Source organism: Rhodococcus sp. T7 (genome assembly GCF_009872365.1).
In the GTDB taxonomy this organism is placed as follows: domain Bacteria; phylum Actinomycetota; class Actinomycetes; order Mycobacteriales; family Mycobacteriaceae; genus Rhodococcus_F.
The window spans coordinates 17,713-32,600 of sequence record NZ_WXYH01000044.1 but is presented as its reverse complement, the minus strand read 5'-3'; the positions used below and the strand labels follow the sequence as shown (position 1 = coordinate 32,600).

Below are 14,888 nucleotides of genomic sequence, written 5' to 3'. Positions count from 1 at the left end.
TCGACGACTGATCGAGGAGCCTGATGTGAGTGGTCTGCATCTTCCCCAGCGCGTGCGGCACCATGCCGCGGAACGGCCCGGAGCACCCGCTGTGACGTGCGGTGACACCATACTGACGTACGCGGAGCTCGACTGGCGGACCAACCGGATCGCAACGGCGCTGTCGGCGTTGACATCCCGGGGCGGCCGGGTCGGGGCACTGCTGCGGATGCGCACCGAGGGCGTCGAGACGTTCGTGGCCGCCGCCAAGTCGGGGCTCGTGTTCGTCCCACTGAACTGGCGGCTCCCCGCAGCCGAGGCCGCCGCGGTCGCGGTCGATGCCGGGCTCGGGGTGCTGATCGTCGAATCCGAGTTCGCGGCCACCGCCGACGCCGTCCGCGATGCACTCCCGCGGGTGGTCGTGGTGGTCGTCGATGCGGCCGAAGGCGACCCCCTTCCGCCCGGCGCCTGGACGTGGGAACGACTGGTCACGTCGGGCACCGCCACCGACCCGGGGCTCGGGGACGACCCCGCCGCCGAGGTGCTGCAGCTCTACACCTCGGGCACGACCGGGCGTCCGAAGGGTGTGGTCGCGACGCATCGTAACCTGCACAACGAACCCGACGGCCTGCTGATCTACCACTGGAAACCCGACTCGGTGGCACTCGACGCCTTGCCGCTGTTCCACATCGCGGGCGCCGGCTGGCTGAGCACCTGCCTGTCCGCGGGCGTCCACGTGGTGCTGCTCGGCGCGTTCGACGCCCGGCAGGTCGCCGAACTGATCGAACGGCACCGGATCACCCACGCCTTCCTGGTTCCCTCGACAATTCAGATGTTCCTCGACGTGCCCGGCCTCGAACGCTACGACGTGTCGAGCCTCGAGTTGGTCGCGTACGGTTCGGCGCCGATCACCACCACGCTGCTCCGGCGGGCGATCGATCGCCTCGGCTGCGGATTCGTGCAGCGCTACGGCATGACGGAGACGACGGGCTCGGTCACCGCCCTCGCCGCCCGGGACCACGACCCGTCCGGGGACCGCGCGCATCTGCTGCGGTCCGCAGGCAGGCCCATGCCCGGTGTCGAGGTCGAGATCCGGGAGGTGGTGACCGGCGCCCGGCTACCGGTGGGCGAATCCGGCGAAATCGTGTGCCGCTCACGCAACAACGTCGCGGGCTACTGGAACCGGCCGGACGAGACGGCGAACCTTCTCACCCACGACGGTTTCCTGCGCACCGGCGACGCCGGGCACATCGACGCGGAGGGCTATCTGTTCGTCACCGACCGGGTGAAGGACATTATCATCACGGGAGGCGAGAACGTGTACCCGATCGAGGTCGAAACGGTGCTCGCCGAGCATCCGGCGGTGGCCGAGGTCGCGGTGATCGGTGTGCCGCACCGGACCTGGGGCGAAACCGTGACCGCGGTCGTCCGGCTCGCCGATCCGTCAAACGCACCGGACGAGCAGGACCTGATCGCGTTCACCGCCGACCGGCTCGCGTCGTACAAGAAGCCGCGCGAGATCGTCTACGTCGCCGAACTTCCGCGGGGAGCGAGCGGCAAGGTCCTCAAACGCGCCCTGCGCGAAGAACTCCGCGACACGGAGGTGTCGTCGTGATCGTCACCGAAGACGTCGGTACCGTCCAGCGTGAGGCCTGGGCCCGCGGCGTGCTGCCACCCGTCGAGCAGGTGCGCCCCGGATTGTGGTCGATCCCGGTTCCTATGCCGCGAAACCCGTTGCGGTACGTCCTGATCTACGCACTCGCGATTCCCGACGGTCTCGCGCTGATCGACGTCGGCTGGGATTCCGAGGAGTCGTGGCGGGCGCTCGTCGACGGGATCGCGCAGACCGGGCACCACGTCACCGACGTCCGGTACGCCGCCGTCACCCACCTGCATCCCGACCATTTCGGTCTCGCACCCCGGCTGCGGGAGGTCAGCGGGGCGGCGCTCGCGATGCACGGCGCGGATGCCGCACTGCTCGGCCACCATTCGCCGGCGGACACCGCAGCCGACGAACGCACGTGGAACACCCAACTCGCCCAATTGGGGGCACCCACCGGCATCCTCGCCGCCGCCCGCGTCGACCTCGTCCGGCTCGGGCCGAGCGAATCCCTGGACGTCGTACTCGGCGACGGCACTCCCCTGGACCTGCCCGGCTGGGATCTGCGGGCGGTCTGGACACCCGGGCACACGCCCGGTCATCTGACGTTCGTCGACGGCACCCACGGTCTCATGTTCAGCGGCGACCACATGCTGCCGCGCATCAGTCCCAACATCTCGACGGTCCCCGGCGAACTGGAAAATCCGCTGCACCGGTACCTGCTGTCGCTGCACGCCACCACCTCGATGCCCGACGGCGAGGTGCTACCTGCGCACGAGTACCGGTTCCGGGGTATCGCCGACCGCGCCCGGCAGCTGATGGGTCATCACGAGGAACGCTTCACCGAGATCGTCGCCGCTCTGGAGGTGCGCCCCGAATCGACGGCGTGGGAGATCTCGCAACACATTTCGTGGTCGCGTCCGTTCGACTCCATGTCCGACCGCCTGCTCCGCCTCGCGGTCCGCGAAACCCACGCCCACCTGCTCGTTCTCGCCGACCGCGGAAGCATCCGCTCGCTCGGGGGCCACCCCGAACGCTGGACCCCTACCTCCCGTAAGGAAGACACCCCATGAGTGTGGTTCTCACCGAATTCGCCGACGGCGTCGCCGTCATCACCCTGAACCGCCCGGAGGCGAAGAACGCCGTCGACCTCGAGGTCGCGAAGGCGCTCGCCGCCGCGATCGACGAATTCGAGGCACGGCCCGACCTGACGATCGCGATCCTCACCGGCGCCGGGGGAACGTTCTGCGCCGGCATGGACCTGAAGGCGTTCAGCCGCGGCGAACGGCCGTCGCTGCCCGGCCGCGGATTCGGTGGACTCACCGAGGCACCGCCGACGAAGCCGCTGATCGCCGCAGTCGAAGGATGGGCGCTCGCCGGCGGCTGCGAGTTGGCGCTGTCGGCCGACCTGATAGTCGCGGCCCGCGACGCCAAATTCGGCATCCCCGAGGTCAAGCGGGGACTCGCCGCGGCCGCGGGCGGTCTGCTGCGGCTGCCGAAGGTGCTGCCGTACCCGATCGCGATGGAGATGGCGATCACCGGCGATCCGCTCACCGCCGAGGTCGCACACGCGCACGGACTCGTCAACCGGCTCACCGAGCCCGGGCAGGCCCTCGCCGCCGCGCGCGAACTGGCGGCCCGGGTCGCCGCCAACGGTCCGCTCGCCGTCCGGGCCACGAAACAGGTCGTCGCGATGTCGGCCGCCTACACCGACCCCGACGCGTTCGCCGGGCAAGTCCGCTTCCTCGATCCGGTGTTCGCCTCCGAGGACGCCCAGGAGGGTGCGCGTGCGTTCGCGGAGAAGCGCCCGCCGGTGTGGCGTGGCCGATAGCCGCATGCCCGGCACGGCCCGCGTCACAGCTTCCGTACGATGACGGCGTGGACCTGCATCTCGTCACCTACTTCGTCGCGGTAGTCGATCACGGCGGGATCACCAGGGCCGCGCAGTCCCTCTACATCTCGCAACCGTCCCTTTCGCAGGCGATCCGCACACTCGAACGCCGCCTCGGTGTCACCCTGTTCGACCGCACCGGGCGACGTCTCGAACTGACCGAGGACGGCCGCACGCTCGACGTCGCCGCCCGGCGCATCCTCGCCGACGTCGAGCGGGCCAAGGCCAAGGTCGCCGCGGTGCGCGAACTCGTGTCCGGCCGCGTCGACGTCGTCACGTACGCGGCGTTCTCGATCGATCCGATCGTCGACCTGGTGCGCCGGTTCCGCGAGCAGTACCCCCGGGTGACGGTCCGCGTCATCGACGCCGACGGCCCCACCGGCGTCCTCGGTGCCCTGCGCCGCGGCGAGGCCGAACTCGGGGTGATCGATCTGTCCGTCGACCACAGTGCGCTGCACTCGGTCCCCATCGGCGATCAGGAACTGGTGCTGGCCCTGCCGAACGCGCTCGCCGACACCCTCCCCGATCCGGTGCCCCGCTCGGCAGTGCGGGACATTTCCCTGATCCAGGATCTCGGGAACAAGAGCGACGCGGCCCTGATCACGGAACTGGTGGGCGATCCCACGAACGTCGTCGTCGACTGCACCCACCCTGGCGCCACGTGGGAACTGGTGATGCGCGGCGCGGGAGCCACCGTCCTGCCCCGACTGGTCGCCGAGGAACAGTTGCGCGGGGTCGCGATCCGGTCGATGACGCCGAAACTGACCCGCCCCGTCGGTCTCGTCCAGCGGTCCGGCCCGGGATCGCCCGCGGCCTCGGCGTTCGTGTCGATCGCGCAGGCCACGGCAACTCGAGAGGGGAACTGACCACATGGAGTTGCGTCAGGTCGAGTACTTTCTCGCCGTTGTGGAACACGAGGGCATCAACGGGGCCGCGGCGTCGCTCGGCGTCGCACAACCCACCATCTCGCAGGCACTGCGCGGGCTCGAGCGGGAACTGGGCGTGCAACTGTTCCACCGCATCGGCCGCGGCATGGTGCTCAGCGCCGCAGGCCGCAGCCTGGTCGGGCCGAGCAGGCAGATCCTGCGCGACGTCACCGCCGTCGAAGACCTCCTCGCCACCTCCGACGGGGCCCTCGCCGGCCGACTCGACGTCATGGCGTTTCCGGCGCTGGCAATCGGGCCCCTCGTCGACCTCGTCACCGAATTCCGGCGGACCCACCCGAATGTGCTGGTGCGCTTGGGCGAATTGAAAGACGAGGCCCAGGCCGGGTCGCTGATCGAGGACGGGCACTGCGAATTCGTGGTTGCCCACCTCCCGCTCGACGACGCCGGGCTGGACGTCCTCGAACTCGGCGAACAGGAGTACTGGCTCGTATACCCGCCGGGCACCGACCTGCCGGAGGGACCCGTTCCGCTCGCCGACCTCCCCGACGTCCCGATGGTGTTCGTTCCCCGCGGTCATTCCGTCGCGGACGAGATCGAGGAATCGATCCGTCACGCCGGAGCCCGCCCGCACCTCGCGGCGCTGTCCGACCATCGCGAGGCGCGACTTCCCCTGGTACTCGCGGGGATCGGCGGAACCCTGCTGGAACGGTCGATCGCGGAGGCGGCCCAGGATCGCGCCGTGGTCCGCCGGGCGGAGCCGACGTTCGCCCGCACATTCGGGATCGCGTTCGACCCCGACATGCTCTCCCCGGTCGGGCACGCGTTCGTCGAACTGGTGCGGGCGCACACCTCGAACACTGAACACAGTTCATAGGTTTCGCCTCATCCTGTGTGTCCCAGAATGACATTGCGGCGGCACGTCTCCGGGTGATCGACTGACTGGGAGCGGCACGGCGCCAGCCACCCGGGGTGTCGCCGAGAACCGCGCCCACGTCTGGAGCCGCGCATGAGCATCGAATCCCTCCCCTCCACCGCAGGGGCCGCATCCGCAGAATCCGACGTCCTGATCAGTCGGGACGACGCGGTCGCGACGATCACGCTGAACCGGCCCGCGCGGCGTAATGCGATGACCCTCGACTCGTGGATCGCGTTGCGCGAGGCACTCGCCGAACTCGCTCTCGACGACGCCACCCGCGTCGTGGTCCTCACCGGTGCGGGCAGCGACTTCTGCACCGGCGCAGACCTCGACAAACGCGCGCCGATGCACCCGCTGACCCGAATGCGGCAGATCAACGCGACAGCGCTGGCGGTCGCGGAGTTCCCCAAGCCGCTGATCGCGAAGGTGCGCGGCTACGCCGTCGGAGCCGGCTGGAACCTGGCGCTGCTGTGCGACCTGCTCATCGCCTCGCGCGACGCGCAGTTCAGCCAGATCTTCGCCAAACGCGGCCTGTCCGTGGACTTCGGCGGCTCCTGGCTCCTGCCGCGCATGGTGGGACTGCATCGCGCGAAACGCTTGGTCATGCTCGCCGAGATGATCGACGCCGAGCAGGCGGACGCGCTGGGACTGGTCAGCGAAGTCGCCGAACCGGAAGAACTGGACGCCACGGTCGCCCGGTTCGCCGCCGGCCTCGCCGCGTCGCCGACCGTGGCGGTCATGCAGTCGGCCCGACTGATCGAGGATGGTACGACGTCGTCGCTGCGGGACGCACTCGAGAACGAGGCTCGTTCGCAAGCGGTCAACTTCGCGACCGACGCACCGGCGGCATTGCGCGCCTTCGTGGAGAAGCGTCCCCCCGCCTTCAGCGGGGAATGGCAAGTCCCGCAACCGTCGTAGCTAGATGATCGCCCCGTCGATCACGCAGAAGCTGTGGCAGAGCCGGGTGACGATCCGCGGCCCGCGTTCGGGATCGAACCACCGATCGATGTGCGCCCAGTGGTAGGGGTGCGTCATGTACGGCCCGGACAGTCCGTCGAGGTCGGCGTATTCCTGCTCCCAGACGTGGGTCCACCGAGCCGAACCGGCCGACTCGTGCACCCGGCTGAGCTGCGACGCCCCGATGGTGCGGATATAGTTCGGCATCGCCCGCGTCTCGGATTCGAACTGCTCCACCACCGCCGGGTCGGCCGAATTTTCGACCGAGACGAGGAGCGTCCGGTACACGGCCGGTTCGAGAGCACGCGGGGCGGGAGTGGGCACGCCTGCGTAGCCGACGCTGTCGACGTGCCCGATCCCGTGGGCGGACAGCTGCGCGGTGATGTCGGGTTCGACGGCGCACCAGTCGGATTCGTCGTCGAAGTGGAGGTGCGCGATCACATCGCCGCCGTTGATGCCCCCGGGCAGGGTCGGTGCCACGAGAACGCGCCGGGCCCGGGGAGCCGCGACGTCCTGCAGCCTGCCTGCCAGCGACGCAGCGGTGGTGCCGTCGGAGTCGGCGCCGAGGTGAATCAGCTTGGTCACCTTAAACATCGGTCGCGACCTCCACGTCCGCGGGCGAGCAGGCGATGGTGCGTCGCCGGGTGGTGAGGAGCTCGTCGGCGTCCTCCCACCAGCGCAGCACGTCCGCGTCGTGGCGTGCGAGAAGACTCTGGTGCCACCAGGCGCGAGCGCCGCGCAGGGTCCAGCTGACACTGACGGTGTTGGACTGGTCCTCGAGCCATACCGGCGGGGAGACCAGCACGCGGTCGAGGGTCAGGCCGCGCGCAATCGCGCCGGGCGCATAGCGTTCCAGGTACGCGGCGAGAAACGCGCGCGCCCGGCCGGGCGTCACCACCATCTCGTCGACGATGTACACGACCGGTTCCGCCTCAACCATCAGCGCTCCCTCCTTCCCGCTACCAGGACGGTAGGGGACGGAGGGAGCGCGTCACAGGGTTGCGTCCACCCAGCGGGAGCTACGTCGCCGCGGTCGCGAGTTGCTCGCGCAGCTTCGTCTTGAGGATCTTCCCGGCCGCCGAGGTCGGCAACTGCTCGACCACCACCACGTCGCGTACCTTCTTGTACGGCAGCACCCGCTCGGCGACGAACGCGGACACCGCATCCCCGTCGATCGTCACACCGGGCATCGGCACCACGAACGCCACCGGCTCCTGGCCGACGCTGCCTGCCTCCCGGCCGACGACGGCGGCGGAGGACACGTCCGGGTGCGAGACCAGGATCTCCTCGAGCTCACGCGGATACACGTTGTAGCCCTTGAAGATCAGCATGTCCTTGGTGCGATCGCAGATGAACAGGTACCCGTCCGCGTCGAGGTAGGCGATGTCGCCGGTGTCGAGCCAGCCGTCGACGAACTGCTGCGCCGTGATCTCCGGATGGTTCAGGTAGCCGTCCGTGACCTGCGGTCCCCGGACCCACAGCTTGCCGCGGGCGCCGGCCTCCAGTACGGCACCGGAGTCGTCCTGGGCGCGGATCTGCACCTCGGTGTCGAAGACCGGCAACCCCACGCTGCCGAGCTTGTAGGCGACGGCCCCGGTCAGCGGTGCGGACGCGACCAGGCAGGTTCCCTCCGTCAGCCCGTATCCCTCGACCACGCTCGCCGACGGGAACGCCCGCCCCAGCGCCTCGAGGGTCACGTGGTCGATCGGTGCGGCACCCGAGGAGACCACCCGCACCGAGTCGGTGTCCCGGGTGGCGGCGTCGGGATGCGTGGCGACGGCGTGCCACATCGCCGGGCTCCCGGTGATGTACGTGGCGCGGTTCGTCTCGATCAACTCCAGCATCCGGCCGGGCTCGAAGCGCCCGGCGAACACCTGCGTCGCCCCGCACAGCAGCAGGAACGACATGTTGATCAGCGCGTGCGCGTGGAACAGCGGCGACACGACGACGGTCGCGCCGGCGCCGGGCACCACACCGCGGTCGCCGAGACTCTCGATGGGACGCAGTTCGATACCGCCGTCGGCGGTGGCCCGCACCTCGTGGCCCGCGCGCCACGCGATCATCTGGGTCACGTTGGCGAGAACGTTGCGGTGCAGCACCCGCACCCCCTTGGACAACCCGGTGGTGCCGCCCGTATAGGCAAGGTGGGCGACGTCGTCCCCGGACACCGCCGGGGTGAACGGCGCGGTGGCATACCCGCGGACGAACTCCTCGAACCCGAATTGACCGCGCCCGACGCCCGCCGGGAGGCCGGCCACCACGATGGTGCGGACGGTGGTGCCCCGCGCCGCCTCAGTGAGCGTGTCCAGCTGCCCTGGCTGGGTGACGGCGGCGACCGCTGCGGTGTCGAGGATCTGCGAGCGCAGGCCGGGTCCGGGTTGCAGCGGGTTGACCAGGGTGACGGTCGCGCCCGCCCGCAATGCGCCGTAGTAGGCCACGACGAACTCGATGCAGTTGCCGAGGTGCAAAAGCACCACGTCGCGCTCGGTCACCCCCGCATCGCGCAGCGCGGCGGCGAACGCTCCCGACCGCTGGTCGAGTTCGCGGTAGGTGCACACGGCGTCGCCGTCGACCACCGCGGGCCGGTCGCCGTAGAGGAGTGCCATGCTCGACGGGAACGCCGCCATCGTCAGTTCCGGATAGTGCAGTGCCGGTGCGGGATTGTTCACGTTCGGTCCCCTACTCGTCAGCGGGGTGCCATGCGGATGGCACCGTCCAGGCGGATGGTTTCGCCGTTGAGGTAGCCGTTCTCGAGGATCTGGCAGGCGAGCTGCCCGAACTCGCTCGGCTTGCCCAGACGCGACGGGTTCGGCACCGACTTCTCCAGCGACGCCCGCACGTCGTCGCGCAGCCGGGCGAGGAGCGGGGTGTCCATGATCCCCGGGGCGATGGTGCACACCCGGATGTTGCGGCTGGCGAGGTCCCGGGCCGCGGTGACCGTCATGCCCACGATGCCGGCCTTCGACGCGGTGTAGTTGATCTGGCCGATCTGACCTTCGAATGCGGCGACGGACGCCGTCAGCACGACCGCGCCGCGCTCGCCGTCGATCTCCTCCTGCCGCGCCATCCGCTCCGCCCCCAGGCGCAGGGCGTTGAACGAGCCGACCAGGTTGAGCCGGATCACGAACTCGAAGTCCTCGACGGAGCCCGCCTTGCCGTCGGAGTCGAGGATGCGCATGCGGCGTCCGGCACCGGCGCAGTGCACGAGGCCGCGCAGTCCGCCACGCTCGTCGGCGACGTCGAGTGCGGCCGCGAACTGCTCGGAATCGGTCACGTCGGCGGGGGCGAACCGGGCGGCGCTGCCCAATTCCTTCGCCGCCGCCTCACCGTCGGAGTTCGGCAGGTCGATGAGCGTGACCTGGGCGCCCGCGTCGACGAGCCGGCGGGCCGTCGCCAGCCCGAGACCGGACGCGCCGCCCGTGACCGCGGTCGAGATTCCCTTGAGTTCCATCGTGCGTGTGTTCCCTTCGAAAGATGTTGCCGGATCAGAGAAGTTCGAGAATGGTGGCGTTGGCGAGGCCACCCGCCTCACACATCGTCTGCAGTCCGTACCGAATGCCGTTGTCCCGCATGTGGTGGACGAGCCTGGTCGTGAGGATCGCCCCGGAACCGCCGAGCGGGTGCCCGACCGCGATGGCGCCGCCGAGCGGATTGAGCCGGTCCGTCGCGGCGCCGGTCTCCGCCTGCCACGCCATCGGGACGGGGGCGAACGCCTCGTTCACCTCGAAGGCGCCGATGTCGTCGATCTTCAGTCCGGAGCGGGACAGTGCCTTCTCCGTTGCGGCGATGGGTCCGGTCAGCATGATCACCGGGTCGTCGCCCGCGACGGCGCACGTGTGGATGCGGGCCATCGGGGTCAGGCCCAGTTGGGCGGCCTTCTCGCTCGTCGTGACGAGCAGCGCACCGGCGCCGTCGGAGATCTGCGAGGAGTTGCCGGCGTGGATCACGCCGTCCTCCTTGAACACGGTCTTCAGCTTGCCGAGGGATTCGAGGGTGCCGCCCCGGCGGATCCCCTCGTCCCCGGCGAGGACGTCGGACAGCGGTGCGAGTTGCCCGTCGAATGCGCCCCGGTCCGCGGCGGCGGCCGCGAGTGCGTGCGATCGCAGTGCGTACTCGTCGAGCGCCTGTCGGGAGAGCCCCCACTTCTCGGCCATCATCTCGGCGCCGGTGCCCTGGCTGAACCCGCCGACGCCGTACCGGTCGAGGACGGCCGCCGGGAAGTGCTCACCGTTCGTGCTCGCGCTGCCCATGGGGACCCGGCTCATCGACTCCACGCCACCGGCGACGACGATGTCCTCGTGGCCCGCGATGACGGTGGCGGCGGCGAAGCTCACGGCCTGCTGGCTCGACCCGCACGCCCGGGTGAGGGTGGTGCCCGGCACTGATTCGGGCCAGCCGGCGGCGAGCACGGCGGTGCGGGCGACGTTGCCCGCCTGCTCCCCCACCTGGCTGACGCAGCCCCAGACGACGTCGCCGACCTGATCCGGGGAGACGCCGGTGCGCGCCGCGAGGGCCTCGAGGACGTGCGCCGACAGATTTGCGGGGTGGATTCCGGACAGGGACCCGCCACGCCGCCCGATGGGCGTGCGGACGGCGTCGACGATCACTGCATCGCGCATGGTGTGTTCCTTCGATCTGAGGGGGTGACTCGAATCAATCACGGGCGAAGTCGTCAGCACAACGACTTTCGGCCGATCACAGCGTTAGTTCGTGCCTATGACCGCAGCGTCGCCCCGGACCAGCTTCTTGTCGCGCTCGGGGTTCGCGAAGAGCAGCGCACCGACGGCGCACACGGCGGCGACGAGTCCGAGGGCCTGGAACGCGGTGGCGTACCCCTCGGCGGGCGAGGCGGCCGCGTCGACGATCAGACCCGTCGCGTAGGGGGCGACGAGTCCGCCGATCGCCATGACGGCGAGGAAGACACCCAGGGTGCCCGCGGTCTGGCGGGGCGGGCAGATCTCCGAGATCGCCGCGTTGAGCAGCGGGAACACCGACGCGGCGAAGCCGTAGCCGACGGAGACGACGAGGACGGCCACCGCGGGTGCCGTGATGGACGGGAGGGCCAGCAGGATCGCACCGCAGATCAGCACCCCGACGGCGGGGACGACGACGCGGACGACGCGGGACGTCGAGCCGCGTGCGAGCAGACGGTCGCCGATCACGGACGACAGCAGCATCAGGATCAGCCCGGCGATGCTCGGGAACGCGAACATGGAGCCGGCCTGCAAGCGGCTGTACCCGAGGCCCACCTCGAAGTACGACGGCAGCCACGTCAGAACCACGGCGACCAGGGCGTACACGCTCATGACGAGAAGCGCACCGCTGATGAACGTGCGGGTCCGGAAGATGCGACCCCACGGCACCGCCGGTTCCCCGGCGTCACCGGCAACCGCGGAATCGGCGCCCTTGCCGCTGCGGATGTACGGGCCTTCGCTCCAGACGGTCAGCCAGACGACGCACCACAGCACTCCGATGGCGGCCAGCGCGACCAGTGCATAGCGCCACCCGAACGTGACGGTCACGAACGCGAGAGCAGGCGCGACGGCGATCTTCGCGATCGATGCGGCGCCGGCGAGCAGTGCGCTCGGCAGTCCGCGCTTGGCGGGTGCGTGCCACGAGTACGCCCCCGTGTGGAGCAGAGCAGAACTCGGGCCCTCCGCGAGCCCGAGCAGCAGGCGACTGACCAGCAGCACCGCGAAACTCGCGACGACCACGAGCGGAAGAATCGCGACGGACCAGGCGATCGCGAGCAGCAGCAGCGCCCATCGCAGCGACATCCAGCGGTTCAGGGCGCCGGCGAAGAAGCCGCCGACGGTGAAGGTCAGGAAGAAGAGGCTGCCCACCAGCCCGATCTGCGAGGCGCTCAGCCCCAGTTCGTGGGCGAGGGGCTGGGCGATGATGCCGAGGACGGCCTTGTCGGCGTAGTTGACGACGTAGAGCAGCACGAGGAGCGCGGTCAGGCCCCAAGCGCGGCTGCGGGACTCGGAACCGATGGCGACGGCCCGGTCGAGGGTGTCAGAGGAGCGGGTCACGTGGTGATCCCTTCGAAGTATGTCGTGGCGTGGGTCACAGTGTCTCGATTCATTGAACGGACCGGGAAGCCGTCGATCAATACGTACTCGGCGAAGGCACCGGCTACGTCAGCCTATGGGTCGCCGGGCTGCGGGTGCATTGGACTGCGCTATCCGACAGATAGCCCGAACACCTCTAGAAGGGCACCCGCAGATCGGGCATTCTGAGTTCTATGAGCCGCCTCGCCCACACTCTCGGTCTGACCGAGTTCCAGATCGAGATCGTCGACACCGTGCGCACTTTCGTCGATCGCGACATCATCCCGGCCGCACAGCAACTCGAACACTCCGACACCTACCCCCAGGCCATCGTCGACAAGATGCGCGACATGGGCCTGTTCGGGCTGATGATCCCCGAGGAGTACGGCGGGCTGGGCGAATCCCTGCTCACGTACGCGCTGTGCGTGGAGGAACTCGCCCGCGGCTGGATGAGCGTGTCGGGTGTGATCAACACCCACTTCATCGTCGCGTACATGATCCGTCAGCACGGCACCGACGCCCAGAGAACTACTACCTGCCGCGGATGGCGACCGGTGAGGTGCGCGGCGCGTTCTCGATGTCCGAGCCCGAGCTGGGTTCCGACGTCGCCGCGATCCGCACCAAGGCCAAGCGCGACGCCGACGGCAACTACGTGATCAACGGCCAGAAGATGTGGCTCACCAACGGTGGCAGCTCGACGCTCGTCGCCGCACTGGTGCGCACCGAGGAGGGTGCCGCCAAGCCGCACGACAACCTGACCACCTTCCTGATCGAGAAGCCCGCCGGGTTCGGTGAGGTCCTCCCCGGACTCACCATCCCGAGGAAGATCGACAAGATGGGCTACAAGGGCATCGACACCACCGAGTTGCTGTTCGACAACTACCACGCGGCCGCCGGCGACGTCCTCGGCGGAACCCCGGGCCGCGGGTTCTCCCAGATGATGGACGGCGTCGAGGTCGGCCGGGTCAACGTCTCCGCCCGCGCGTGCGGGGTCGCGATCCGGGCGTTCGAGCTCGCCGCCCGGTACGCGCAGCAACGCAGCACGTTCGGCAAACCGATCGCGGAACACCAGGCGGTCGCGTTCAGCCTCGCCGAGATGGCGACGAAAGTGGAAGCCGCGCATCTGATGATGGTCAACGCCGCCCGACTGAAGGACTCCGGGGAACGCAACGACGTCGCCGCGGGCATGGCCAAATACCTCACCAGCGAGTACTGCTCCGAGGTGACCCAGGCCAGCTTCCGCATCCACGGCGGCTACGGCTACTCGAAGGAATACGAGATCGAGCGCCTGATGCGCGAGGCACCGTTCCTCCTCATCGGCGAGGGCACCAGCGAGATTCAGAAGATGATCATCAGCAAGGGCGTACTGCGCAGTTACGCACTGTAATCCGAAGGAGACAACCCGTGCAGCGTACGGTGTTCAACGAAGATCACGACGCGTTCCGGAAGACGATCCGCGATTTCATCGCCAAGGAAGTCGCGCCCGTCCACCACGACTGGGAGGGCGAAGGGCATCCGCCGCGCGACTTCTACCGCCGCCTCGGTGAGCTCGGTGTGCTCGGGATCCAGGTGCCGGAGGAGTTCGGCGGCGCCGGTGAGAAGAGCTTCAAGTTCGCCGCGGTGGTCGGCGAGGAGACGGCGGCCGCAGGCGTCACGTTCGGCAGCTACTCCGTGCACACCAACCTGATCCTGCCGTACCTGCTCGAGTACGCCAGCGACGAGCAGAAGCAGCGGTGGCTCCCCGGATTCGCCTCCGGCGACATCATGTTCGCCATTGCGATGACCGAGCCGGGCACCGGTTCCGACCTGGCAAGCATCGCGACGTCGGCGAAGCTGTCGGCGGACGGGTCGCACTACGTCCTGAACGGCGCGAAGACGTTCATCACCGGCGGCGCGCTCGCCGACCGGATCCTCGTGGTGTGCCGCACCGCGCCCAGCACCCCGGAGGACCGCCGGGCCGGTCTGACCATCCTCGTCGTCGACACCACAGCCGAGGGTTTCGCGGTGGGCCGCAAGATCGAGAAGATCGGCCTGAAGGCGTCGGACACCGCCGAACTGTCCTTCACCGACGTGCAGGTGCCGGTGGCGGACCGCCTCGGCGAGGAGGGGGCCGGGTTCAGCTACCTCACCCACAACCTCGCGCAGGAGCGTCTGTCCATCGCGCTCGGCGGGTCGGCGACTTCGGCCGCGGCGTTGCAGCACGCGATCGCGTACGTCAAGGAGCGCAAGGTGTTCGGCAAGCCCGTCGCGGCGTTCCAGAACACCAAGTTCGTGCTCGCCGAGTGCGCCACCGAGGTCGAGGCGATCCAGCTGATGGCCGACCGCGCACTCGAACTGCACGACGCGGGCGAACTGACGGTCGCCGACGCCGCGAAGGCGAAACTGTTCTGCACCGAGGCCGCGGGCCGGGTCATCGACAAGTGCCTGCAACTGCACGGCGGTTACGGCTACATCCTCGAATACCCCATCGCACGCCTGTACGCGGACACCCGGGTGTCCCGCATCTACGGCGGGACGAGCGAGGTCATGAAGACGATCATCGCGAAGGATCTCGGCCTCTGACCCCACACACCAACAGTATGGGCGTACCGTTTGGAGGCGTGGACGA

At 69.2% G+C, this 14,888-nt stretch carries 13 protein-coding genes and 1 pseudogene; 8 read left to right on the top strand and 6 right to left on the bottom strand.

Annotation, left to right across the window (positions count from 1 at the left end):
• Positions 1 to 25: 25 nt before the first annotated feature.
• The 6 genes from MLGJGCBP_RS06495 to MLGJGCBP_RS06470 all read left to right on the top strand — a co-directional run bounded on the left by MLGJGCBP_RS06495 (position 26) and on the right by MLGJGCBP_RS06470 (position 6,191).
• A complete protein-coding gene (locus tag MLGJGCBP_RS06495; RefSeq protein WP_160094491.1) occupies positions 26 to 1,594 on the top strand; it encodes a long-chain-fatty-acid--CoA ligase in 1,569 nt (522 codons plus the stop codon).
• Positions 1,591 to 2,652 carry an MBL fold metallo-hydrolase gene (locus MLGJGCBP_RS06490; protein WP_160094490.1) on the top strand — a complete coding sequence of 354 codons (1,062 nt, stop codon included), beginning with the start codon at positions 1,591 to 1,593 and terminating at the stop codon, positions 2,650 to 2,652. Before MLGJGCBP_RS06495 ends, MLGJGCBP_RS06490 begins: the two co-directional genes overlap by 4 nt.
• On the top strand, positions 2,649 to 3,410 hold the full coding sequence (locus MLGJGCBP_RS06485; RefSeq protein ID WP_160094489.1) for a crotonase/enoyl-CoA hydratase family protein: 762 nt from the start codon (positions 2,649 to 2,651) through the stop codon (positions 3,408 to 3,410). Before MLGJGCBP_RS06490 ends, MLGJGCBP_RS06485 begins: the two co-directional genes overlap by 4 nt.
• Before the next feature lie 47 nt (positions 3,411 to 3,457).
• A complete protein-coding gene (locus MLGJGCBP_RS06480; protein WP_160094488.1) occupies positions 3,458 to 4,336 on the top strand; it encodes a LysR family transcriptional regulator in 879 nt (292 codons plus the stop codon).
• Between the two features lie 4 nt (positions 4,337 to 4,340).
• Entirely contained in the window at positions 4,341 to 5,231 is an 891-nt protein-coding gene (locus tag MLGJGCBP_RS06475; protein ID WP_160094487.1) for a LysR family transcriptional regulator, read from the top strand.
• Between the two features lie 132 nt (positions 5,232 to 5,363).
• Entirely contained in the window at positions 5,364 to 6,191 is an 828-nt protein-coding gene (locus MLGJGCBP_RS06470) for an enoyl-CoA hydratase/isomerase family protein (RefSeq protein WP_160094486.1), read from the top strand.
• Here the strand turns inward: MLGJGCBP_RS06470 and MLGJGCBP_RS06465 are convergent, their stop codons facing one another.
• The 6 genes from MLGJGCBP_RS06465 to MLGJGCBP_RS06440 form a co-directional block, all read right to left on the bottom strand.
• On the bottom strand, positions 6,192 to 6,824 hold the full coding sequence (locus MLGJGCBP_RS06465) for a Dabb family protein (RefSeq protein WP_201452976.1): 633 nt from the start codon (positions 6,822 to 6,824) through the stop codon (positions 6,192 to 6,194).
• Positions 6,817 to 7,170 (bottom strand): hypothetical protein, encoded by a 354-nt coding sequence (locus tag MLGJGCBP_RS06460; RefSeq protein WP_160094484.1) that lies wholly within the window; start codon positions 7,168 to 7,170, stop codon positions 6,817 to 6,819. Before MLGJGCBP_RS06460 ends, MLGJGCBP_RS06465 begins: the two co-directional genes overlap by 8 nt.
• A 79-nt stretch (positions 7,171 to 7,249) precedes the next feature.
• Positions 7,250 to 8,899, bottom strand: a complete 1,650-nt coding sequence (locus tag MLGJGCBP_RS06455) for a class I adenylate-forming enzyme family protein (protein ID WP_160094483.1) — start codon at positions 8,897 to 8,899, stop codon at positions 7,250 to 7,252.
• Positions 8,900 to 8,916: 17 nt separating this feature from the next.
• Positions 8,917 to 9,681 carry an SDR family NAD(P)-dependent oxidoreductase gene (locus MLGJGCBP_RS06450; protein WP_160094482.1) on the bottom strand — a complete coding sequence of 255 codons (765 nt, stop codon included), beginning with the start codon at positions 9,679 to 9,681 and terminating at the stop codon, positions 8,917 to 8,919.
• Between the two features lie 34 nt (positions 9,682 to 9,715).
• Positions 9,716 to 10,849, bottom strand: coding sequence for a thiolase family protein (locus tag MLGJGCBP_RS06445; RefSeq protein WP_160094481.1), 1,134 nt, complete (start codon positions 10,847 to 10,849; stop codon positions 9,716 to 9,718).
• Positions 10,850 to 10,933: 84 nt separating this feature from the next.
• Positions 10,934 to 12,262 carry an MFS transporter gene (locus MLGJGCBP_RS06440; protein ID WP_160094480.1) on the bottom strand — a complete coding sequence of 443 codons (1,329 nt, stop codon included), beginning with the start codon at positions 12,260 to 12,262 and terminating at the stop codon, positions 10,934 to 10,936.
• A gap of 212 nt (positions 12,263 to 12,474) precedes the next feature.
• Between MLGJGCBP_RS06440 and MLGJGCBP_RS06435 the strand changes: the two are divergent.
• Both MLGJGCBP_RS06435 and MLGJGCBP_RS06430 read left to right on the top strand, forming a co-directional pair.
• A pseudogene (locus tag MLGJGCBP_RS06435) lies at positions 12,475 to 13,667 on the top strand (acyl-CoA dehydrogenase family protein).
• Between the two features lie 17 nt (positions 13,668 to 13,684).
• Entirely contained in the window at positions 13,685 to 14,842 is a 1,158-nt protein-coding gene (locus tag MLGJGCBP_RS06430; RefSeq protein WP_160094479.1) for an acyl-CoA dehydrogenase family protein, read from the top strand.
• Positions 14,843 to 14,888 lie beyond the last annotated feature (46 nt).